Origin of the sequence: Ruminococcus sp. zg-924 (genome assembly GCF_024433635.1) — a bacterium.
Classification (GTDB): Bacteria; Bacillota; Clostridia; order Oscillospirales; family Acutalibacteraceae; genus UBA7067.
In genome coordinates, this window is sequence record NZ_WNJZ01000019.1 from 1 (window position 1) to 18194 (window position 18194).

19 protein-coding genes are annotated in these 18194 nt (G+C 44.8%); 4 read left to right on the forward strand and 15 right to left on the reverse strand.

The window, feature by feature from the left end:
- Window positions 1-203: 203 nt before the first annotated feature.
- The 5 genes from GMA13_RS09190 to GMA13_RS09210 form a co-directional block, all read right to left on the reverse strand.
- Window positions 204-1874, reverse strand: coding sequence for a DAK2 domain-containing protein (locus GMA13_RS09190; RefSeq protein ID WP_255883917.1), 1671 nt, complete (start codon window positions 1872-1874; stop codon window positions 204-206).
- Window positions 1875-2153: 279 nt separating this feature from the next.
- Window positions 2154-2933 (reverse strand): TIGR00282 family metallophosphoesterase, encoded by a 780-nt coding sequence (locus GMA13_RS09195; RefSeq protein WP_255883919.1) that lies wholly within the window; start codon window positions 2931-2933, stop codon window positions 2154-2156.
- An 82-nt stretch (window positions 2934-3015) separates the two neighbouring features.
- On the reverse strand, window positions 3016-4797 hold the full coding sequence (locus tag GMA13_RS09200) for a hypothetical protein (RefSeq protein ID WP_255911084.1): 1782 nt from the start codon (window positions 4795-4797) through the stop codon (window positions 3016-3018).
- 235 nt (window positions 4798-5032) lie between these two features.
- Window positions 5033-5743: a cohesin domain-containing protein gene (locus tag GMA13_RS09205; protein ID WP_255883921.1), complete on the reverse strand. Its 711-nt coding sequence runs from the start codon at window positions 5741-5743 to the stop codon at window positions 5033-5035.
- 139 nt (window positions 5744-5882) lie between these two features.
- Window positions 5883-6947 carry an FAD:protein FMN transferase gene (locus GMA13_RS09210; protein ID WP_255883923.1) on the reverse strand — a complete coding sequence of 355 codons (1065 nt, stop codon included), beginning with the start codon at window positions 6945-6947 and terminating at the stop codon, window positions 5883-5885.
- A gap of 309 nt (window positions 6948-7256) precedes the next feature.
- On the opposite strand from GMA13_RS09210, the gene GMA13_RS09215 reads away from it, so the two are divergent.
- Window positions 7257-7637 carry an MFS transporter gene (locus GMA13_RS09215; RefSeq protein ID WP_255883924.1) on the forward strand — a complete coding sequence of 127 codons (381 nt, stop codon included), beginning with the start codon at window positions 7257-7259 and terminating at the stop codon, window positions 7635-7637.
- A gap of 86 nt (window positions 7638-7723) precedes the next feature.
- Entirely contained in the window at window positions 7724-7951 is a 228-nt protein-coding gene (locus GMA13_RS09220; RefSeq protein ID WP_255883926.1) for a DUF378 domain-containing protein, read from the forward strand.
- 64 nt (window positions 7952-8015) lie between these two features.
- Here the strand turns inward: GMA13_RS09220 and GMA13_RS09225 are convergent, their stop codons facing one another.
- The 5 genes from GMA13_RS09225 to pgeF all read right to left on the reverse strand — a co-directional run bounded on the left by GMA13_RS09225 (window position 8016) and on the right by pgeF (window position 13306).
- Entirely contained in the window at window positions 8016-9227 is a 1212-nt protein-coding gene (locus GMA13_RS09225) for an NADP-dependent isocitrate dehydrogenase (protein WP_255883927.1), read from the reverse strand.
- 12 nt (window positions 9228-9239) lie between these two features.
- Entirely contained in the window at window positions 9240-11171 is a 1932-nt protein-coding gene (locus tag GMA13_RS09230) for an aconitate hydratase (protein WP_255883928.1), read from the reverse strand.
- Window positions 11172-11334: 163 nt separating this feature from the next.
- Window positions 11335-11487: a hypothetical protein gene (locus GMA13_RS09235; RefSeq protein WP_255883930.1), complete on the reverse strand. Its 153-nt coding sequence runs from the start codon at window positions 11485-11487 to the stop codon at window positions 11335-11337.
- On the reverse strand, window positions 11474-12340 hold the full coding sequence (locus GMA13_RS09240) for a DUF4373 domain-containing protein (protein ID WP_255883932.1): 867 nt from the start codon (window positions 12338-12340) through the stop codon (window positions 11474-11476). Before GMA13_RS09240 ends, GMA13_RS09235 begins: the two co-directional genes overlap by 14 nt.
- 123 nt (window positions 12341-12463) lie before the next feature.
- Window positions 12464-13306: a peptidoglycan editing factor PgeF gene (gene pgeF / locus GMA13_RS09245; protein ID WP_370687078.1), complete on the reverse strand. Its 843-nt coding sequence runs from the start codon at window positions 13304-13306 to the stop codon at window positions 12464-12466.
- 79 nt (window positions 13307-13385) lie between these two features.
- On the opposite strand from pgeF, the gene GMA13_RS09250 reads away from it, so the two are divergent.
- Entirely contained in the window at window positions 13386-13595 is a 210-nt protein-coding gene (locus tag GMA13_RS09250; RefSeq protein WP_255883934.1) for a hypothetical protein, read from the forward strand.
- Here GMA13_RS09250 and GMA13_RS09255 read toward each other — a convergent pair.
- Complete coding sequence (locus GMA13_RS09255; protein WP_255883936.1) at window positions 13592-13888, reverse strand: sigma-70 family RNA polymerase sigma factor; 297 nt, start codon at window positions 13886-13888, stop codon at window positions 13592-13594. The two genes, GMA13_RS09250 and GMA13_RS09255, sit on opposite strands and share 4 nt — an antisense overlap.
- A complete protein-coding gene (locus GMA13_RS09260) occupies window positions 13866-14099 on the reverse strand; it encodes a hypothetical protein (RefSeq protein WP_255883937.1) in 234 nt (77 codons plus the stop codon). Before GMA13_RS09260 ends, GMA13_RS09255 begins: the two co-directional genes overlap by 23 nt.
- Window positions 14100-14394: 295 nt before the next feature.
- On the opposite strand from GMA13_RS09260, the gene GMA13_RS09265 reads away from it, so the two are divergent.
- The gene (locus GMA13_RS09265) at window positions 14395-14982 is read left to right on the forward strand and encodes a hypothetical protein (RefSeq protein ID WP_255883939.1); all 588 of its coding nucleotides are present in this window, start codon (window positions 14395-14397) and stop codon (window positions 14980-14982) included.
- A gap of 173 nt (window positions 14983-15155) precedes the next feature.
- Here the strand turns inward: GMA13_RS09265 and GMA13_RS09270 are convergent, their stop codons facing one another.
- From GMA13_RS09270 to GMA13_RS09280, 3 genes are all read right to left on the reverse strand, one after another.
- Window positions 15156-16226, reverse strand: a complete 1071-nt coding sequence (locus GMA13_RS09270) for an LCP family protein (protein WP_255883941.1) — start codon at window positions 16224-16226, stop codon at window positions 15156-15158.
- A 214-nt stretch (window positions 16227-16440) separates the two neighbouring features.
- Window positions 16441-17454, reverse strand: coding sequence for an alcohol dehydrogenase catalytic domain-containing protein (locus GMA13_RS09275; protein ID WP_255883942.1), 1014 nt, complete (start codon window positions 17452-17454; stop codon window positions 16441-16443).
- Window positions 17447-18166, reverse strand: coding sequence for a 2-C-methyl-D-erythritol 4-phosphate cytidylyltransferase (locus tag GMA13_RS09280; RefSeq protein ID WP_255883943.1), 720 nt, complete (start codon window positions 18164-18166; stop codon window positions 17447-17449). Before GMA13_RS09280 ends, GMA13_RS09275 begins: the two co-directional genes overlap by 8 nt.
- Window positions 18167-18194 lie beyond the last annotated feature (28 nt).

The following is an 18194-nucleotide window of genomic DNA, read 5'->3' on the forward strand; positions in this document are numbered from 1 at the left end:
TTACAATAGACTTGAACAATCTTATTGTATATCGATTGGTGATTTTTTTGTATAACTTTTTATGCACACCCGCATAGCGGGTGGTTGTTTGTTCAACGCACGGCGTTGAACTGGGTAAACCCATTAACACAGGGGTCAACACACAGGTTGACCCCTACGGCATTTTATCATAAATTCAGCAAAACAAAGCCATTAAAGATTCATCATTCAATAGAGATAATGAAATAGTACACAGGCTGGCCGCCGTTTACAAGCGTTACGTCAACGCCGCTGAATTTATTCTGCACCATATCAAAGCACCTTTCAGCCTGCTCTTGCGTTATGTCTGCGCCGTAAATCAGCGTAATAAAGCTTGTGTCCTTGTCAGCCATATTCTTTATCAAGCGGTAAGCCGCCTTAACGGGGTCCTCCCTGTCGGTAATGCAAAGCTTGCCGTTGTCAAGCGAGATAATCTCGCCCTCCTTAATTTTTGTGCTGCCAAACTCGCTGTTTCGTGCCGCAAATGTAACCTGACCTGTTGAAACACTTGAAGCGGCGTCAAGCATAAGCTGACGGTTGCTGTCTGTGTTCAATTCGGGGTCGTATGAGAGCATTGCGGAAATTCCCTGCGGAATTGTCCTTGTCGGCAACACTATAATCTTTCTGTCGGAAACAAGCGGTACAACCTGCTGTGCCGCCATAATAATATTCTTGTTGTTAGGCAGAACAAAAATCGTCTTTGCACCGGTAGCCATTACAGCCTCGTAAATCTGGTCGGTGCTTGGATTCATAGACTGACCCCCGCTTACAACCTGGGCACAGCCAAGGTCACGGAAAAGCTCTGCAATGCCGTCGCCTGCGGCAACTGCAACAAAGCCGACCTCTTCTTCAGGCTCGGCAGGAGCCAACGGAGCGTTTTGTGACACAGCACTTTTCTCAGCCGCCCTTACGTTCTTGTTCTGCTCCTTCATATTCTCAACCTTAACGGTTAAAAGTGAACCAAAGTCAAGTCCTGCCTGCAAAGCATTGCCGGGCTGTTCAGTGTGAACGTGAACCTTGATAATCTCCTCGTCGTCAACCACAACAACGCAATCGCCTATTGTTTCAAGATAGGCACGAAGCTCAAACGGCTCCTTTTTACACTTTTGACAACGGCCAACAATAAACTCTGTGCAGTAGGTGAAGTTGATTTCAGCGTCAAACTGAGCCGCCGCCTTCTTAAAGAAAATGTCGTCTTTAATATTCTCTGCAAGCGTCAAATCGTTTTCAACCGGAATAATAGTGCCGTCACGCAAAACAGAGAGGATACCCTCCATAATCATACACAAGCCCATTCCGCCTGCGTCTACAACGCCTGCCTTTTTCAAAACGGGCAAAAGCTCAGGGGTTCTGCCCAGCGACTTTATAGCGCCGTCATACATAACCTGCCAAGCGTCAAGCACAGTACATTCAGTGTTGCTGTCAACATAAGCCTTGCCTGCTTCAAAGGCTTCTCTTGCTACCGTAAGAATTGTTCCCTCTGTTGGTGTGGTAACTGCGCTGTAAGCGGCTTCAACCCCGTTGCCAAATGCGCTTACAACCTCCTTTGCGCCTGCTGTTTCAGCGTAATCAGGCAAACCCTTTGAAAAGCCCCTGAACAAAAGCGAGGTAATAACGCCGGAATTTCCTCTTGCACCTCTCAGCATTGCCGAGGCTGTCTTTTTAGCAACAGCCGAAACGCTGTCGCAATCAAGCTTTTCAAGCTCCGCCACAGCGGCGTTGATTGTCATAGACATATTAGTTCCTGTGTCGCCGTCCGGCACAGGGAATATATTGAGGTCGTCAACCCTTGCTTTATTTGATGTGATATTGTTTGCGCCGGAGATAACGGCGTTTTTCAAGATTGTACCGTTCATAGAAATCGTCCTTTCCGGTAAGCGTGATTATGCCCTGCCAAAATGTCGGTGCGTCGGGCAATTTTTAATCTGCGCTTACTCCTGCGGTTAATTTACGTCATATATAATTATTATAGCACAATCACCAAGTATATTTCAACCGTAACTTGCCCAAAGGGGAAATTTCATATTGCAAAGCAAATATTCCACCTGCGGTAAGGCAGATTTTGCTTTGATGCAAGCAAAATTTCACTGCAAGGTCATTTATTTGACAATAAAGCTTCGGAAAACGGTGCAGGCTCATCTTAGCTCTATACGCTCAACTGCGGTTGTTTTCTTTGTTTTTTCGTCAACGGTGAATATAACACAGTCAAGCTTGCTTTCACCATCTGCCCAATCAAACCGCTGGGGCAGCTTATCCTTAAGCTTTGCTATAATAATTTCCGGCTTTACGCCGAGAACAGAATTGTACGTGCCTGTCATTCCCACGTCGGTAATATAGCCTGTGCCACTCGGTAGAATCTGCTCGTCTGCTGTTTGAACGTGTGTGTGTGTACCAAAAATACAGCTCACCCTGCCGTCAAGATAATAGCCCATTGCCTTCTTTTCACCTGTGGCTTCGGCGTGAAAATCTACAACTATAATGTCAGCATACTCCTGCTGAGCCTTTTTAATCAAACGGTCAGCCGTTTTAAAAGGACACTCAAGCGGCTCCATATATGACACGCCCATAATATTTATAACTGCCACCCTTGTTCTGCCCAAATCTATAACAGTCATTCCTCTGCCCGGAGTGGTGGAATCAGGAAAATTTGCCGGACGGATAATGAACTCATTTTCATCGTAATAATCATACATTTCCTTGCGGCGAAAAGCGTGATTACCTGTTGTGATAACGTCAACGCCGCTTGTGAAGATGTGCTCGGCTCCTGACGGAGTTATGCCGTTTCCGTTTGCGCTGTTTTCGCCGTTTGCAATTACAACGTCAATTCCCTTAACTCGCTTAAGACCCGGCAGCTTTTCACGCAGAAAATCGCAGCCGTTCAGCCCTACAATGTCGCCGATAGCAAGTATATTCATATAGTCATCTCCTAAAACACATAAGGGGTTTCCCGAAAGAAACCCCTGTGTATTATAGTCTGTTAAATTTTAAAGATTATAATTAGTCCTTAATCTTTTTGCGAGCGATTACAACTACGCCTGCAGCTGCAAGGAGGATGAACATAAGCATTGCAACGCTTGTGCTGTCGCCTGTTGCAACCTTACCTGTTGAACTGCTGCCATTGTTGCTGCCGTTGTTGCCGCCGTTGTTGCCTGTTGTCGGCTTGTCAGTCGGCTTGTCTGTTGCCTTGTCTGTGCCGGATTCAGACTCAGTTTCTGTCTCAGACTCTGACTCAGTTTCTGTCTCAGACTCTGACTCAGTTTCTGTCTCAGTCTCAGTCTCTGTTTCTGTCTCAGTCTCAGTTTCTGTCTCAGTCTCAGTTTCTGTCTCAGTCTCAGTTTCTGTCTCAGTTTCTGTCTCAGTTTCTGTTTCTGTCTCAGTCTCTGTTTCTGTCTCTGTCTCTGTCTCAGTCTCTGTTTCTGTTTCTGTTTCTGTCTCTGTTTCTGTTTCTGTCTCTGTTTCTGTCTCTGTTTCTGTCTCTGTCTCAGTCTCGATTGTTGCCTCTACGTCTGCGCCCCACTCGCCTGTTACTTCATCATACCAGATTGTAACTGTTGAGTTGTCTTCCTCAACATAAACAACAGGGTTGTTGCCCATGCCGTCCGGAACCCACTTAGCGCCGTCTACTGTAATCTTGTATTCATAGCCGTTGATTGCTTCTGCTGCAACGCCTGTGTATACCTTCTCATAACGAGCTGTTTCCTCGTTGTATGTCATGATGTTGTTGTCATCTGTTGCATTCCAGCTTGAACCGCAAAGGTCCTCATTACCTGCAACTCTGTAAATGTGGTTTGTAATTTCAAATGCTGAGTTACTCTCCCACTTAACTTCGCCTGTTGCAGCGTTGAATGTTACCTTAACGTCATCCTGTGCGCTGATTGCACCGCTTACGTTGCCGTCTGCCGGATATGAAACACCATCTGACCAGTCAGGAAGTGTAGCTGATGTTACCTTGAACTCAAATGAGAACGGAGCAGTCTCAGATGCGCCTTCGCCAACCTGTGAGAATGTAATCTCATAAAGACCTGTCTCAGGGTTGAGTGTCATCTTGTTAACCTCTGCGCCCGGTACCCAATGCTCGCCGTTGCAAAGCTCCTGAACACCTGCAACATACCAGTCTGTGTCAACCGGAGTTGTCTCAGTCTCAGTCTCAGTCTCAGTCTCTGTCTCTGTTTCAGTTTCTGTTTCTGTCTCAGTTTCTGTTTCTGTCTCAGTCTCTGTTTCTGTTTCTGTCTCAGGGTCTGTCTCAGGGTCTGTTACGATTGTGCCGCCGTTAACCTTAACGTCAGCAGTCAAAACTGTTGTAGCTCTGAGGTCTCCCTCGTTAGCGTCATAGATTTCCATAATCTCTGAAACAATTGTAGCGTCGCCATCTGCAACAGCATCAAAAGTTAACTTTATAAGAACCTTTGCCTCAGAGAAATCATTGAATTCCTGAACGTTCATGTTGCTTGCCCAAAGCTCGTTAGGTGTATTTGGTGTGAAGTTGATAAGTGTGCTGCCTACTGTGAGGTTCGGCATAAGAGCTGACATCTTAGCGTTGAGAGTTTCTTCTGTCGGCTTAAGAAGCGGGCCGTAGTTTACACTGAACTGTACGCCTTCGTTAAGGGTTGGCTGCTGCATATAGAGTGTTAACTCAACCGTGTCGCCGGTTTTAACTGCAACTGTTTCAGTTGCGGTTGGGTTAGTTACGTCTGCTGCAGAAACGCCCATGCAACACATTGATACAACAAGCATCAATGACAGCACAATAGCAATGACTTTGCTGTGTTTCTTGAACATTGTTAAAAATCCTCCTCGTGATTTAAAAAAATTATACTTCTATCAAAGTTTGTCTGTGTGGTTGACCGATAAACTTTGACTTTGTAGCAAAATTATACATCATCGTAACTTTTTTTTCAATAGAATATTGAATAATCGTAAAAGTTTGTTACTTATATATATACTGAATATACGCAAATTAGCGTTTATGCACATAACTTTCGTTACATTGCTGTAATCTTTTTACCTGTTTTTGTCAATTAAATGTTACATTTTTGTCATCAATGTTCTTTTTTCTGCGCTTGACAAAAATAAACACAATAACACCCGCCGCAACAGCCAAAACCGCTGCGCAAACTATAACCCAAACAAACGGAAATTCACCGCCCGACTGTTCATATTGCGTGGAAGCAGCCTGCTCAATTTCATCAAGGCTTTTCGGCTTTACAACCTCGCTGTCCGGCTGACTTCCCTTTTTTATAGAAACCTTGGTTTTGTAGTCGGTCACTTCTTCAACGTCCATATTGTAAAGCTCTCTGACGGAAAAGGTTACGTTGGTTGCGTCTTTGGCACTGTCAAGAACTTTGAATTCGGCTGAAATAACCGTGCCGCCGTTTGAAAAGTCAAAGCCGTTTGCCGCATCAATTGCATTTAATCTGATTTCCCCCTGAATTTTTGGGTTCATCACAGCGTTTTTGAATACCGGCAGACTTATTTTGTCGCTGTTCAAACTGAGATCTTCGGGATTATAGTAGATTGAAATATCAATTCCGGAAAGCTTTTCCTTAACGTCGCTGATATCCAGCGTATAGGTGAACACATCGCCCACAGAAAGCTCAACGTCATTTACGGTACATTTCTTTCCCTCGGCGGCACTTGCCGACTGACAAAGCGACAAGGCGCACATCAAAGTGGCACAGCTTAGCATAACAGAAAGAAATGATTTTGAAACAGACTTAATTTTCAACGTAAACTCCTCCGAAAGAACAGAATATATAATATCATTTTTAGATTATATATCAAAAAGAATTAAAATTCAATTAAGAGTTTGTTAATTTTGTCGAGATTCATCATTTCAATCAAACCGCTCCGTCTGAAAGCGGCACTCACCTTTCTTTAATCGCCCCATACAGCTGTACCGTGCAATCCCTTATATTCTCTTTTATGCCGCTTGTAGCCTCAAGCTTATTGTCATTAGTATAGAGTATAACCTCAACATCACTGTTGCCGCTTAGATACTTTGAGATAACCTCTCTGCCGCCGACATAAAACGCTGTTGACAGTGCGTCGGCAACAGCGCCGTCCTCGCAGATAACAGTAACCGACTTAAACTCGCTTTCGGCAGGTCTGCCTGTTTTGGGGTCGATAATATGGTGGTACCTTTTGCCGTTTTCCTCAAAATATCTCTCGTAGCCTCCTGATGTCACAACGGCACACTCCCCTATGCTGATTTTGCACAGAGCATCTCCGCCGTCAGGGTTTTTGAGCGCAACAGTCCACCTTGAGCCGTCCGGCTTTAGTCCCACAGTCTGCACATTTCCGCCAATTGACAGCAAAGCCGACTGCACAGAACTTTTCTTAAGCAAATCTCTGCACATTTTTCCTGCATAGCCCTTGCCGATACCGCCAAGGTCAAGCTCTACCCCCTTTGGCGCTGTAAGTGAACAGCCGTCAATGCTCACGCTTGCAAAGCCGACCTTTTCAAGCGCACCGTTTATCTCGCTGTCAGCAGGCACTCTAAAGCTGTCGCCCGTAAAGCCCCACAGACGCAAAACAGGATAAATTGTAGGGTCAAAACAGCCTTGGGTGTCGCTGTAAACCGTCTGTGCTGTTTTAAGCACATTTGCAGTATCCTCGCTGACCGTTACGGTATTGCCGTTTGATGCGTTTATTTTTGAAATATCGCTTTGCTCCCTTGTTACAGACAAAATCGACTCCAGCCGGTTAAGCTCAGAGCTTACAAGGGCAGTTTCGTCCCCGCCGTAAAATGTGAGATCAACCACAGTGTTCATAGCGTAAAGCTGAGCCTTTACCTCGCCGCCGTTACAGCCTGTTAGAATTAAAATAAAGAATATTAACAAAAGCATAAAGCTTGCTTTAGCTTTCGTTGATTTCAGCTTATGCAATAAGCGTCCGGTTGGTGTTGCTTTTGATTTGATTTTGTATTTCATAAAAGCTCCTGCAAAATGATATTTTAAAAAAAGCAGAGCGCCTGCCCTGCCTGCGGAATCTGTTGACAAAATTACGGACATAATATATAATCCCCAATCCTTTGGGAGTGCCAACCGATTAAACTACCCTGTAATCAACAATATTATACAGGGTTTTGTGTTGTCGGTCAAGAAAGCCGTGCGCCTGACTGCGTTATTTGCTCAATTGCCGCTTGGGGTGCACAAAACCGTTCAAACACGAAAAAATGTTGCAAAATTGTCGGATATGGTTTAAACTACTTTATAAACCATAACAAAGGACTTGATATTATGAAAACCTGCGACTACTGCGCAAAACAGATAGACTACCACCACCAATACTGCTGTGACGAATGTGAAAAGGAAGCTCAGCTTTACTACACAAGGCAAAAGCGTTCTGAGCGTCCTGTTTCTATTGTTAATGTTATAGCGTTCTTCGGCGCAATTATCGGCGGCTTTTGCGCCGCAATATTTGACCCTCAAAAGGGTACGGCATTTTGCGCTGTTATGCTGACACTGCTCGGAATAACATATCTTATTTTCCCGTATGCGCCCGACGGTATTGTTAAAAAGCACAAGATACTCAAATCAATAAAGCTTATCCGCAGTATTGCTATTGGATTTTTAGCAATGGCGGCGGTTTTGTTTGTGCTGGCAATTTTTGTTTTCTGATTTTCAGATAAATTCTGTCTGTCCTGAATAATTCTCCTCCCTGCGGCGATAATAAGGTTAAATTCAAAATTTTGGGAGGAAGTTTTATGCTCGATAAGCTTTGCCTTATTCTGCTGATTATCGGCGGACTCAACTGGGGCGCAATCGGAATTTTCCAATTTGACCTTGTTGCGTGGATATGCGGCGGTCAAAGCGGAATAATAAGCCGAATTATTTACACAGCCGTTGCATTGGCGGCAATATGGTGTATATCTTTGCTGTTCCGTGACACAGAAGCGGCAGACAGCGGCGTAACCCACAGCAGAGTGCAGTAACAAAAAAGGGTGCGGTTCAGTGTGAGCCGCACTCTTTTTGCATATATTTATAAAAACATACCAATCAAAGCATCTTTACAAGGCGGTTGTTAACTGCCTCAAGAAAATCCTGTGTATTGAGCTTTTTCTTGTTTTCAAGGGTTGAAAGCAGGTAAAGGTCGCCTGTCATATCGCCCTCTTCAATTGTCTTAATTGTAGCCTTCTCAAGCTTATCGGCAAAGTCGCAAAGCTGTGGCGTATTGTCAAGCTCGCCTCTCTTGCGCAGTGCGCCTGTCCAAGCAAACAAAGTTGCAACGCTGTTTGTTGAGGTTTCCTCGCCCTTTAAGTGCTTGTAATAGTGCCTTTGCACTGTGCCGTGAGCCGCCTCGTACTCGTAAACGCCGTCAGGTGAAACAAGCACGCTTGTCATCATTGCAAGGCTTCCGAAAGCTGTTGCAACCATATCCGACATAACGTCGCCGTCATAGTTTTTGCAAGCCCAAATGTAACCGCCCTGTGAACGAACAACTCTTGCTACTGCGTCGTCAATGAGTGTATAGAAATACTCAATGCCTGCGTCTTCAAACTTCTCTTTGTACTCGCTTTCAAAAATCTCATTGAATATATCCTTAAAGCGGTGGTCATATTTCTTGCTGATTGTGTCCTTTGTGGCAAACCACACAGTCTGCTTTGTGTCAAGAGCATAGTTAAAGCAAGAGCGAGCAAAGCTGGCAATTGAACGGTCGATATTGTGCAGACCCTGAATAATTCCGTCTGTTTCAAAATCGTGTATGAGTGTTCTCTCCTGCGTTCCGTCCGGCTTTGTAACGCAAAGCTCAGCCTTACAGCCGCCCTTAACCACCATCTCTGTGTTCTTGTAAACATCGCCGTATGCGTGACGTGCAATGCAGATAGGCTTTGTCCATGTCGGAATAAACGGAGTGATGCCCTTAACAAGAATAGGGGTTCTGAAAACAGTACCGTCAAGAATAGCACGAATTGTGCCGTTTGGCGACTTCCACATCTCCTTAAGGTTGTACTCTGTCATTCTGTCGGCATTTGGTGTAATAGTGGCGCACTTAACGGCAACGCCGTATTTTTTTGTTGCCTCGGCACTGTCAAAGGTAACTTGGTCGTTTGTTTCGTTTCTGTGTTCAAGTCCAAGGTCATAATACTCGGTCTTGAGGTCAACATAAGGACAGATTAAAATGTCCTTTATCATCTTCCAGATGATTCTTGTCATCTCATCTCCGTCCATCTCAACGAGGGGAGTTTTCATTTGAATTTTATCTGCCATGGTAATCACTCCTTACGAATTTGCCTTTGTGTAGTTCAGCAAGCCGCCCTCAAGGATAATCTCCTTTGTTCTGTCGGTAAGCTCACATTTGGCAACAATCTGCTTGCCTGTTGTTTTGTTTGTAATAACAATGTCCTTGCCCGCCTTGACAGCCTCTTTAACGTCAGGCATTGAAAGAACGTCGCCCTGTGAAACAGCGTCGTAGTCGGCTTCGTTTTCAAAGGTGAGCGGAAGAATACCGGCGTTGATAAGGTTTGAACGGTGGATTCTTGCAAAGCTCTTAACAAGAACAGCCTTAACGCCAAGGTAAAGCGGAGCCAAAGCCGCATGCTCTCTTGACGAGCCTTGACCGTAGTTAGAGCCGCCCACAATAATGCTCTTTCCAAGCTCCTTAGCTCTTGCGGGGAAGTCCTTGTCGCAAACTGTAAAGCAGTGGTTTGAAATAGCGGGAATATTTGAACGCAACGGCAGAATCTTTGCGCCTGCCGGCATAATGTGGTCTGTTGTAATGTTGTCGCCAACCTTAAGCGCACAAGCCGCCTCAATGCTGTCTGCAAGCGGCTGAGTTGTCGGGAACGGCTTTATGTTTGGCCCTCTTAATACCTCAACGCTGTCCATCTCCTCAACAGGGGCAGGTGCGGCAACCATATTGTCATTAATCAGGAACTGCTCAGGCATTATTATTTCAACCTGCTCACCAAGAGTTGTCGGGTCGCAGAAAACGCCTGCCAAAGCCGACGCCGCCGCAGTTTCGGGAGATACAAGGTAAATCTGACCGTCTGCTGTGCCGGAGCGGCCCTCAAAGTTTCTGTTAAAGGTACGCAGTGAAATGCCCTTTGAATTAGGCGACTGACCCATACCAATGCACGGACCGCAGGCACATTCAAGGATTCTTGCGCCTGCTGCAATCAAGTCGCCCAAAGCGCCGTTGAGCGCAAGCATATTGTAAACCTGCTTTGAACCCGGAGCTATTGCAAGGCTTACGTTCTCGGCAATGGTTTTGCCCTTTAAGATAGACGCTACAATCATTAAATCTCTGTATGATGAGTTTGTGCAGGAACCAATGCAAATCTGGTCAACGGTCTTACCTGCAAGCTCGGAAATGCTCTTAATATTGTCCGGACTGTGCGGACAAGCCGCCATAGGAACAAGAGAAGACAGGTCAATGTCGATAACCTCGTCATATACTGCGTCCTCGTCGCTCTTTTGCTCGCTCCAGTCCTCTTCTCTGCCCTGAGCCTTGAGGAAAGCCTTTGTAATCTCGTCTGACGGGAAGATTGAGGTTGTTGCGCCAAGCTCTGCACCCATATTTGTAATAGTTGCACGCTCAGGAACGCTGAGGGTTTTAACGCCCTCGCCGCCGTACTCAATAATCTTGCCTACGCCGCCCTTAACGGACATAATCTTCAGCACCTCAAGAATAATATCCTTAGCGGATACCCAAGGGCGAAGCTTGCCTGTGAGGTTGATTCTTACCATTTTCGGCATAGAAATATAGTATGCGCCGCCGCCCATAGCAACAGCAACGTCAAGTCCGCCTGCACCCATTGCAAGCATACCAATGCCGCCGCCTGTTGGCGTGTGGCTGTCTGAACCGATAAGGGTTTTGCCCGGCTTGCCAAAACGCTCAAGGTGAACCTGGTGGCAGATGCCGTTTCCCGGGCGAGAAAAATATATGCCGTGCTTTTTTGCAACCGACTGAATAAATCTGTGGTCGTCGGCATTTTCAAAGCCTGTCTGAAGTGTGTTGTGGTCAATGTATGCAACGCTTTTTTCCGTCTTAACTCTCGGAACGCCCATAGCCTCAAATTCAAGATAAGCCATAGTTCCCGTTGCGTCCTGTGTGAGTGTCTGGTCAATTTTCAGTCCAACATCTGTGCCAACGGTCATATCGCCGCTTAGCAGATGAGCCTTAATAATTTTTTGTGCCAAAGTCAAGCCCAAAAAAATCTCCTCCTTACAACAGGTCAGACGCCTGTATATTTTGCCTTTATTATAGCCTATCAGCGCATAAAAGTCAACATAATGCAATATCATAATTTAACCTTGTCAAAATACCGTCAATTATCAGGTTTAATATTAGAAATAAGCTGAAATATTGCAGGATTTAAATAAGAATATTGCAATATTTTCTCTGTGCATCACAAAAAAGCCGCCCGACTTTCATCGGACGGTTATGTATTATCTTAAGCTTTGCCGCCTCGCCGTAAGCCGCACGCTCCTCAACCTTGCGCAGCTTTTTGTTACTACTTAAACTCATCAAACGCTTCTATCTGTTCAATGCTGTACGACGGCTTTCTCTGCCCGTATTCCTGCTTTCGTGACGGAGGAACTGCCCCGTTGTCATAATTTCCCCGCATAATTTTGTCAAGGTTGCACTTTTTAACTGCCCAAACAAGACTGCACAGCCATCTGCCGCTTCTGCCAGACAGAAAATCAGATTTCTCTATGCGGTCAAAAAGCTCTTTAAAATTAACTCCTCTGTTATACGCCTTGATTATATTGCTTCTTGCAGCGTCGGTAAGAGTGCTGTTAAGCTGTGGGCTTGTCTGCTCAAAAAGGCGCACAACGTCCTCGACAATTTGGCTGCAAGAGCGATATTGTGTGCTTTCCTCTTCTTTACTTTTCTTTTCTGTACTGTTCTTTACTTTACTTTGCGGATTTATGTCAACATTTTTCGACTTAATGTTATCATTTTTCCTGAAAATGTATACATTATCCGGCAGCTCTGATTTTGACAGCAAAAGATAACGCCCGTCTGCCGCAACCTCTTTGCGGCGTGACGCAGCGTCAAAATATCTGCGCTGAATTCCGTGTGACGTTAAAATTCTTCGGCGCATATACATATCTCTGTCAAAAATGCTTCTCTTAACAGCGGCGGCTACAACAGCAGAAATAAAGCCACGATTTTCGCCAATCTTATGCGAAAACAACAGCTCAATTTCCGGCAACCATTCGCAATAATAGCCCTGCTCGCCGTATATTTTCTGAAAAAGCTTAATGACTACTGCAAAGCCCTTAAGCCCAAACTCTGCCTCAATAAGTGCAAATTTATCGTCCAATGCAACATCAAGGGGAAAATAGTCGATACCGTCCTTCTGAAACCTCGCCATTTATTACCCCCTTTGTTGAACGCTTAATTCAACAAAAATATATATTCCTTAACGAATATTCTTTAATAAAAAAATGCACAGCGGCGACAAACACAGTTTTAATTATTCATCATTCATTTGTGATTACTCCGTAATTGCCATAAACGCCGCCATACCGCCTCTTTTGCCTGCGGTTGCTCTGTGCGACCACAAAAGCTCGCTGTTACAGCGTGTGCATACATCGCTCACCGTTATATTCTCCCTTAGCACTCCTGCCGACACAAGAATCTGTCTGTTTGTTTCAAGCAAGTCAATCATATACTTGCCGTTCTCCTTTGGGAAAATAAAACGGTCACGCTGTAAACCCTCTAAATCCTTGAAGTGCTTACAGCAGTCCTCGTCAACCTCATAACAGCACTTCGATATAGCCGGTCCTATTGCGCATTTTACATTGCACGGCTCACAGCCGTATTTTTCCGCCATAGTCTTTATAACCTCTGCGCCGATTCTTCCAACAGTACCTCTCCAGCCTGCGTGAGCAAGGGCGATTACTTTTTTCTTTGTATCAACAAAGAAAAGCGGCGTACAGTCGGCGTAGTAGGTTACAAGCGTTACGCCACGCTCGTTTGTCACAAGTGCGTCAACGCTGTGCATATCCCTGGGCTTGTAAATGCCAACGCCGCAGTCCTTTTTTGTAACACAGCGCACAAATGTTTTGTGGTCCTGCGCCGAGGCAACAAGGCTTTCATACTCAAAGCCTGCGCTTTTGCAGATTCGGCGGTAGTTTTCCTGCACGTTTTCGTCACAATCTCCTCTGCCAAAGCTTAAATTCATCGACTCAAATTCGCCCTTGCTCACACCGCCAAGCCTTGTTGAAAATGCGTGATTGACAAAGGGTATCTTCTCAAGAGCCTTATATGTGAGGTAAGCCGCACCGTCAGCGGCGTTTAAATTCATAACCGAGCTTTCAAATTTCAAAACTATCACTCCAATTTTATTTTTCGCTTTACATTATAAAATGAAAAATGATATAATACAAGCGGATATTTGTTTAAGGACTGATTATATGTTTAAAAAGCTGTTCGGAAACAGCATTGCGCCCGATTGCTCATACTGCGACAACTGCATTGACGGCGGCAACAGTGTGCTGATTTGCTCTAAAAAAAGGGAAATAGTTGACGGCAAATGCAAAGCTTTCAAGTATAACCCACTGCGCAGGGTGCCAAAGGCTGTGCCTCTTCTGCCTAAATTTGACCCCAAGGATTTTGAGCTTTAATTTAAATCAAGGTACACACTGCGGGCTTTCAGCGTGCTGATTGCCCGTTTTATGGTTTTCGATATGTTCGACTCGCTAACCCCAAAGCACTCGCCAAGCTCTCGCATTGTTTTTCCGTCAAAATAGTAGCCTGCAAGATACCGTTTCTGCTTGTCTGTAAGCTCCTGCTCAAACGCCTTTTTTAAAAAGCTTTTCATAATGCTGATTTTGCTTGAGTTGTCGCCGCCGCTGTTGTACTGACGAATGCTTGCAATGTTCAGCATAAAGTCGTCAAGCGTCAATCTTTTCGGCATAGTCACAACCTCCTCTGCTCTGTAAAAGCTTTGCTGTATGCACACAATCAAGATACATTGAGTACAAAACCGCAATCCTCTGTTTAAGCGCAAGCACACCGTTTGCGTCAACTTTAGAAGCTTTGATAAGCCGCTTTTTCAAGGCGCTTATTTTTTCCTGAAGCTTTGCCGCTTCCTCCCAATATTCATTTGCCCATTCAAAATAATTCATTATCATTCCTCCGATTGCCCTGCGCACGCTTTTTTCCGCAGAGCCGTTTCATATTAAGTACATACGCCGAACATTACGAACATATGTTCTATTTATATTATAGATGTGAATTTCATTCATTTCAATAGGCACAATGAATTTTTTAGGTTAAATTAGCAATATTCTGACTTGGTGTTCTATTTTAGAAACAGCGGCAAAAAAATTAACAATTTATGGTCTTGCATTTTTTCTGCAACGTGGTATTATCTAACTAATCAAAAGCAAAATTTAAATATAAAACCATACGGAGGTAAATATGAAAAAGCTAATTCTTTCACTGCTTATTGCCGCAATGGCAGTAACGGCGCTTACAGCCTGCTCAAGCAGCACACAAAGTGCCGGCGAGGGCAGCGCTGCCGAATCAGGCGGAAACGAAACAGAAGAATACGTTGAACCGCAGTACAACCAAACAGACAGCCAGCCCGACGAGGACACTGCAAACGAAAATGAAAATGAAACCGAGGATATCACCGATGAGGAAACAACCGACAGCGAAACCGAAGCAGAGCCTGCCGAGATAAACGAAGCCTTTGTCGGCTCTTGGTCGCCTTATGCCGCCTATGACGAATCTGGCGAAAAGGTATCGCTCAAGTCGATTTTCGGTGACAGCTTCAGCTTTGGCGGCACAATCACCTTTAACAGTGACGGCAGCTTTGAATCTAACCTGACAAATGAAGAAGGCAAGCAAAGCGGAAGCTTCACAACAGATGACGCCACACTGAGTCTTGTCTACTCAGACGGGCAAGAGGTAACTATGACCTTAACCGGCTACCCAAACAGTCCAACGCTTGAACAGCAGACAGAATCAGACGGAGTAAAGTGTACTGTTTATTACACGACATAATACAGCACAGTGAGCAAAAAGCGAATATTTCACCTGCCTGCGGCAACATCACGTTTCCGCAGGCAAATTTTATTGCTGTGTACTCATTAAACAAAGCAAAAAATCAGAGTATACCGAGTGCAAAAAAGGGGCAGTTTTCACTGCCCCTAACTCATTTTATATTAAGCTTATACTCAAGACCCCTGAACCGAGCTTTCAAATACGAACAAGGCAAGGTTCTTGCGCTGTTGATACCAGTCTGTTACAACTACAATTGACTGTCGGTCGTCTGTCCAGCCATACTCGAACAACTCGTCCTCAGGAACACGGTACTCCGCAAAGTCATACTTTAAATAAGTCATCGAGTTTGCAACCAACGCTGTAATCTCGTCCTTCTTGAGGTTTGTTGTAATCATAGGGCCAATCTTTGACACAATCTGAACAATCTGCCCTAAGTCAGCCTCTCTGAACTCATCAAGAATGGTTTCAAGAAGCTTTCTCTGTCTTGAGGTTCTCTCAAAATCGTTGCCGGGAATTACAACCTCAGGGTGTTCTTCGTCCTCGTAGCCTCTGTCACGTGCATACCACAAAGCCTGTCTGCCGTTTAAGTGGGTCACACCGGCAACCTCCGGAAGCTCGTGTCTTTCCTCTGTCTGTCCGTTCAGGTAGCTCTGCCAGTTAATGTATGCTATCTCCTCCGACGTAAGCTCAATGTCAACTCCGCCGAGAATATCAATAATATCCTTAAACGCATTGAAGTCAACAACAGCGTAGCGGTCTATCTTTATGCCAAAGTTTGTTTCAATGGTCTGAATTGACAGCGATGGTCCGCCAAGAGTATATGCGGCGTTGAGCTTGTCCTGACCGTGACCCGGAATAACAACGTACAAGTCCCTTAAGAATGACGTCATCTTAAGCTTTTTGTGGCGATTGTCAATGCTGAGCATAATCATTGTGTCGCTTCTGCCGTGTTCATCGCCGGAATACGGGTGATCCTCACCAAAAAGCATAATATTAAGAATCTGAGGGTCGTTTAAAAGCTCGTTGCTCGCAAGGTTTGTGTTCATTGACCCCGACGAAGTCACATTGCTTGCGTTATCGGTGCTTGTGTTTTCAACGTACTTGTAGTTTACCGAGGACAAAACATTGTAAAGATAAATAAGACCAACGCCGACCACCGCTGCGGCAAGACAGCCGACAAGTGCGATAATCTTTTTTGCGCCAAACGCTCTTTTAACGCCCTTAACTTTACTGCTTTTCTTCATATTATGCCCACCTTTTATTGAACGGTTTTCGTTAAATTAATATTATATTTGCTGAATATTCTATATGCGCTGCAGCCCGTATTCGCCAAAATTTATAAAATGCTTTGCGCTTACAATGAAATAATTTATTCTTCATTCTTCATTGCCGCACATCGGCGTATAGCCGCCACTTATTATACAACTACTATCATATTTTGTCAAAGAATTTATATTATTACAATCTCCACTCGAACACCGTCTTAAACGGGGTGTTCAGGTCGGTTGCAAACACCCTGTGTATGTCCTCAATTGACTTTACTGGCTCATCCTCGTGAATAATTGTGCCAAGTCTGCGGCGGATTCTCTGCGTTTTCATAAGCTGAGCCGCCTCTAAAAACTCCGCTCTGCCGCTGCGGCTGCTGCCGACAAGCGTAAGACCCTTTTCCAAAATATTCCTTGTGTCTATTGAAACATAGTTTTCGCTCACACCCAAAAGCCCTATCGTTCCCTGAGGTTTAATATGAGCAATAATGTCCCTTATTGCGTCATAACAGCCCTCGCCGCCAGCACACTCAAATGCGTGGTCAATGCAAAGTCCGGCAGGAACGGTATATGTAAGGTATGTTTCGGAAACAAACGAAAAGCGTGAAAGCTTTCTGGCATTTCTGCCGACAACAACAATTCTGCTTTTCGGCATTTTCGCCTTAACGGCGCAGGCTATCATAAAAGCCATACTTCCGTCGCCCCATATGCCTATTGTGTCACGGTGCTTATGAGCCGCCAAATCAAGCCGCTTTACAGCGTGAAGCGCAACGCTGAACAGCTCGCACATTGTGGCTGTCTGGTACGGAATGTCGGGTACAGCAACAAGCTGACGAGGGTGCATTGCAACAAACTCGCACATAAAGCCGTCATATCCGCTTGACAAAAACTTAGAACCATTACGGTAGTTTTCGTAAATGCCCTCGCACTCAGGTCCGGGAACATTCGGAATAAGCACAACACGGTCGCCTTGCTTAAATGTGCCGCTTTTGTCCTGCAAAACCTCGCCGCAGCACTCGTGAATAAGCGCCATAGGCAGCTTTTTTGACAGGGTTTTCAGGTCACGGTTGCCAAGGTAATACCGCTGATCTGCCTGACAAATAGACATATATTTGGGTCTGACAAGCACCTTGCCGTCAATATTAGTATCCTCATATTTAACCGATATGAACTGAGGGTTCACAAGCTGATATATATAGTTAATCACTTTCTTTTTCTCCTCCCACAAGCACCTGAGCAATCTTGTAGTCAGTAACCGTGGTGATTTTCATATTGGAAATTTCGCCGTCAACAAGCTTTACGGGGGTACCCCTCATAACGCAAATTTTGCAGGCGTCTGTTAAAATAGCCTTTTCGCTCGGCTTTAGCTTTGCATAATGCTCTTTTAAAAGCTTAATGTTAAAGCTCTGCGGGGTCTGCCCCTGATACATAATTTTTCTGTCGGGTATTTCAGAAACATCAACACCGTCGTGAGATTTTACAATGGTGTCCGTCGCAGGAACAACAGTGTCGCAGGCGCCAAAGTTGATGGCGGCGTTTATGTTGTCCTCAAGAACTCTGAGAGTAACAAAGGGTCTTACAGCGTCGTGAGTAACAATAATATCGTCGTCCTCAATTTTGCCAAAGTCCTTTTCAATCTCGTCAATAATGTTGAAGATAGTGTCGTTTCTGTTCTCGCCGCCGGGAGCAAGCCTTACACGCTCATCTTCAAGCTCATATTTTTCAAGCAAGTCTGCCATATGCGCCATCCAGCTTGGATGAATACCAAGGTAAACTGCGTCAAAGCGACTGCACGTCAGCATTTTTTCGAGGGTGTGGATTATGATTGGCTTTTTGTCAAGCGGCAAAAACTGCTTTGGCATAGAAGTAATGTGCATTCTTGTGCCGCTTCCGCCTGCTAATATTGCACCGTAAATCATATTTATTATACCTCCGTTTTTTTAATTT

Bases quoted from the DNA above. Each gene is read 5' to 3' on its own strand.
- GMA13_RS09190 (WP_255883917.1), bottom strand. From the start codon at position 1,874: ATGAACGGTACAATCTTGAAAAACGCCGTTATCTCCGGCGCAAACAAT.
- GMA13_RS09195 (WP_255883919.1), bottom strand. From the start codon at position 2,933: ATGAATATACTTGCTATCGGCGACATTGTAGGGCTGAACGGCTGCGAT.
- GMA13_RS09200 (WP_255911084.1), bottom strand. From the start codon at position 4,797: ATGTTCAAGAAACACAGCAAAGTCATTGCTATTGTGCTGTCATTGATG.
- GMA13_RS09210 (WP_255883923.1), bottom strand. From the start codon at position 6,947: ATGAAATACAAAATCAAATCAAAAGCAACACCAACCGGACGCTTATTG.
- GMA13_RS09215 (WP_255883924.1), top strand. From the start codon at position 7,257: ATGAAAACCTGCGACTACTGCGCAAAACAGATAGACTACCACCACCAA.
- GMA13_RS09220 (WP_255883926.1), top strand. From the start codon at position 7,724: ATGCTCGATAAGCTTTGCCTTATTCTGCTGATTATCGGCGGACTCAAC.
- GMA13_RS09225 (WP_255883927.1), bottom strand. From the start codon at position 9,227: ATGGCAGATAAAATTCAAATGAAAACTCCCCTCGTTGAGATGGACGGA.
- GMA13_RS09235 (WP_255883930.1), bottom strand. From the start codon at position 11,487: ATGAGTTTAAGTAGTAACAAAAAGCTGCGCAAGGTTGAGGAGCGTGCG.
- GMA13_RS09240 (WP_255883932.1), bottom strand. From the start codon at position 12,340: ATGGCGAGGTTTCAGAAGGACGGTATCGACTATTTTCCCCTTGATGTT.
- GMA13_RS09250 (WP_255883934.1), top strand. From the start codon at position 13,386: ATGTTTAAAAAGCTGTTCGGAAACAGCATTGCGCCCGATTGCTCATAC.
- GMA13_RS09255 (WP_255883936.1), bottom strand. From the start codon at position 13,888: ATGCCGAAAAGATTGACGCTTGACGACTTTATGCTGAACATTGCAAGC.
- GMA13_RS09260 (WP_255883937.1), bottom strand. From the start codon at position 14,099: ATGAATTATTTTGAATGGGCAAATGAATATTGGGAGGAAGCGGCAAAG.
- GMA13_RS09265 (WP_255883939.1), top strand. From the start codon at position 14,395: ATGAAAAAGCTAATTCTTTCACTGCTTATTGCCGCAATGGCAGTAACG.
- GMA13_RS09270 (WP_255883941.1), bottom strand. From the start codon at position 16,226: ATGAAGAAAAGCAGTAAAGTTAAGGGCGTTAAAAGAGCGTTTGGCGCA.
- GMA13_RS09280 (WP_255883943.1), bottom strand. From the start codon at position 18,166: ATGATTTACGGTGCAATATTAGCAGGCGGAAGCGGCACAAGAATGCAC.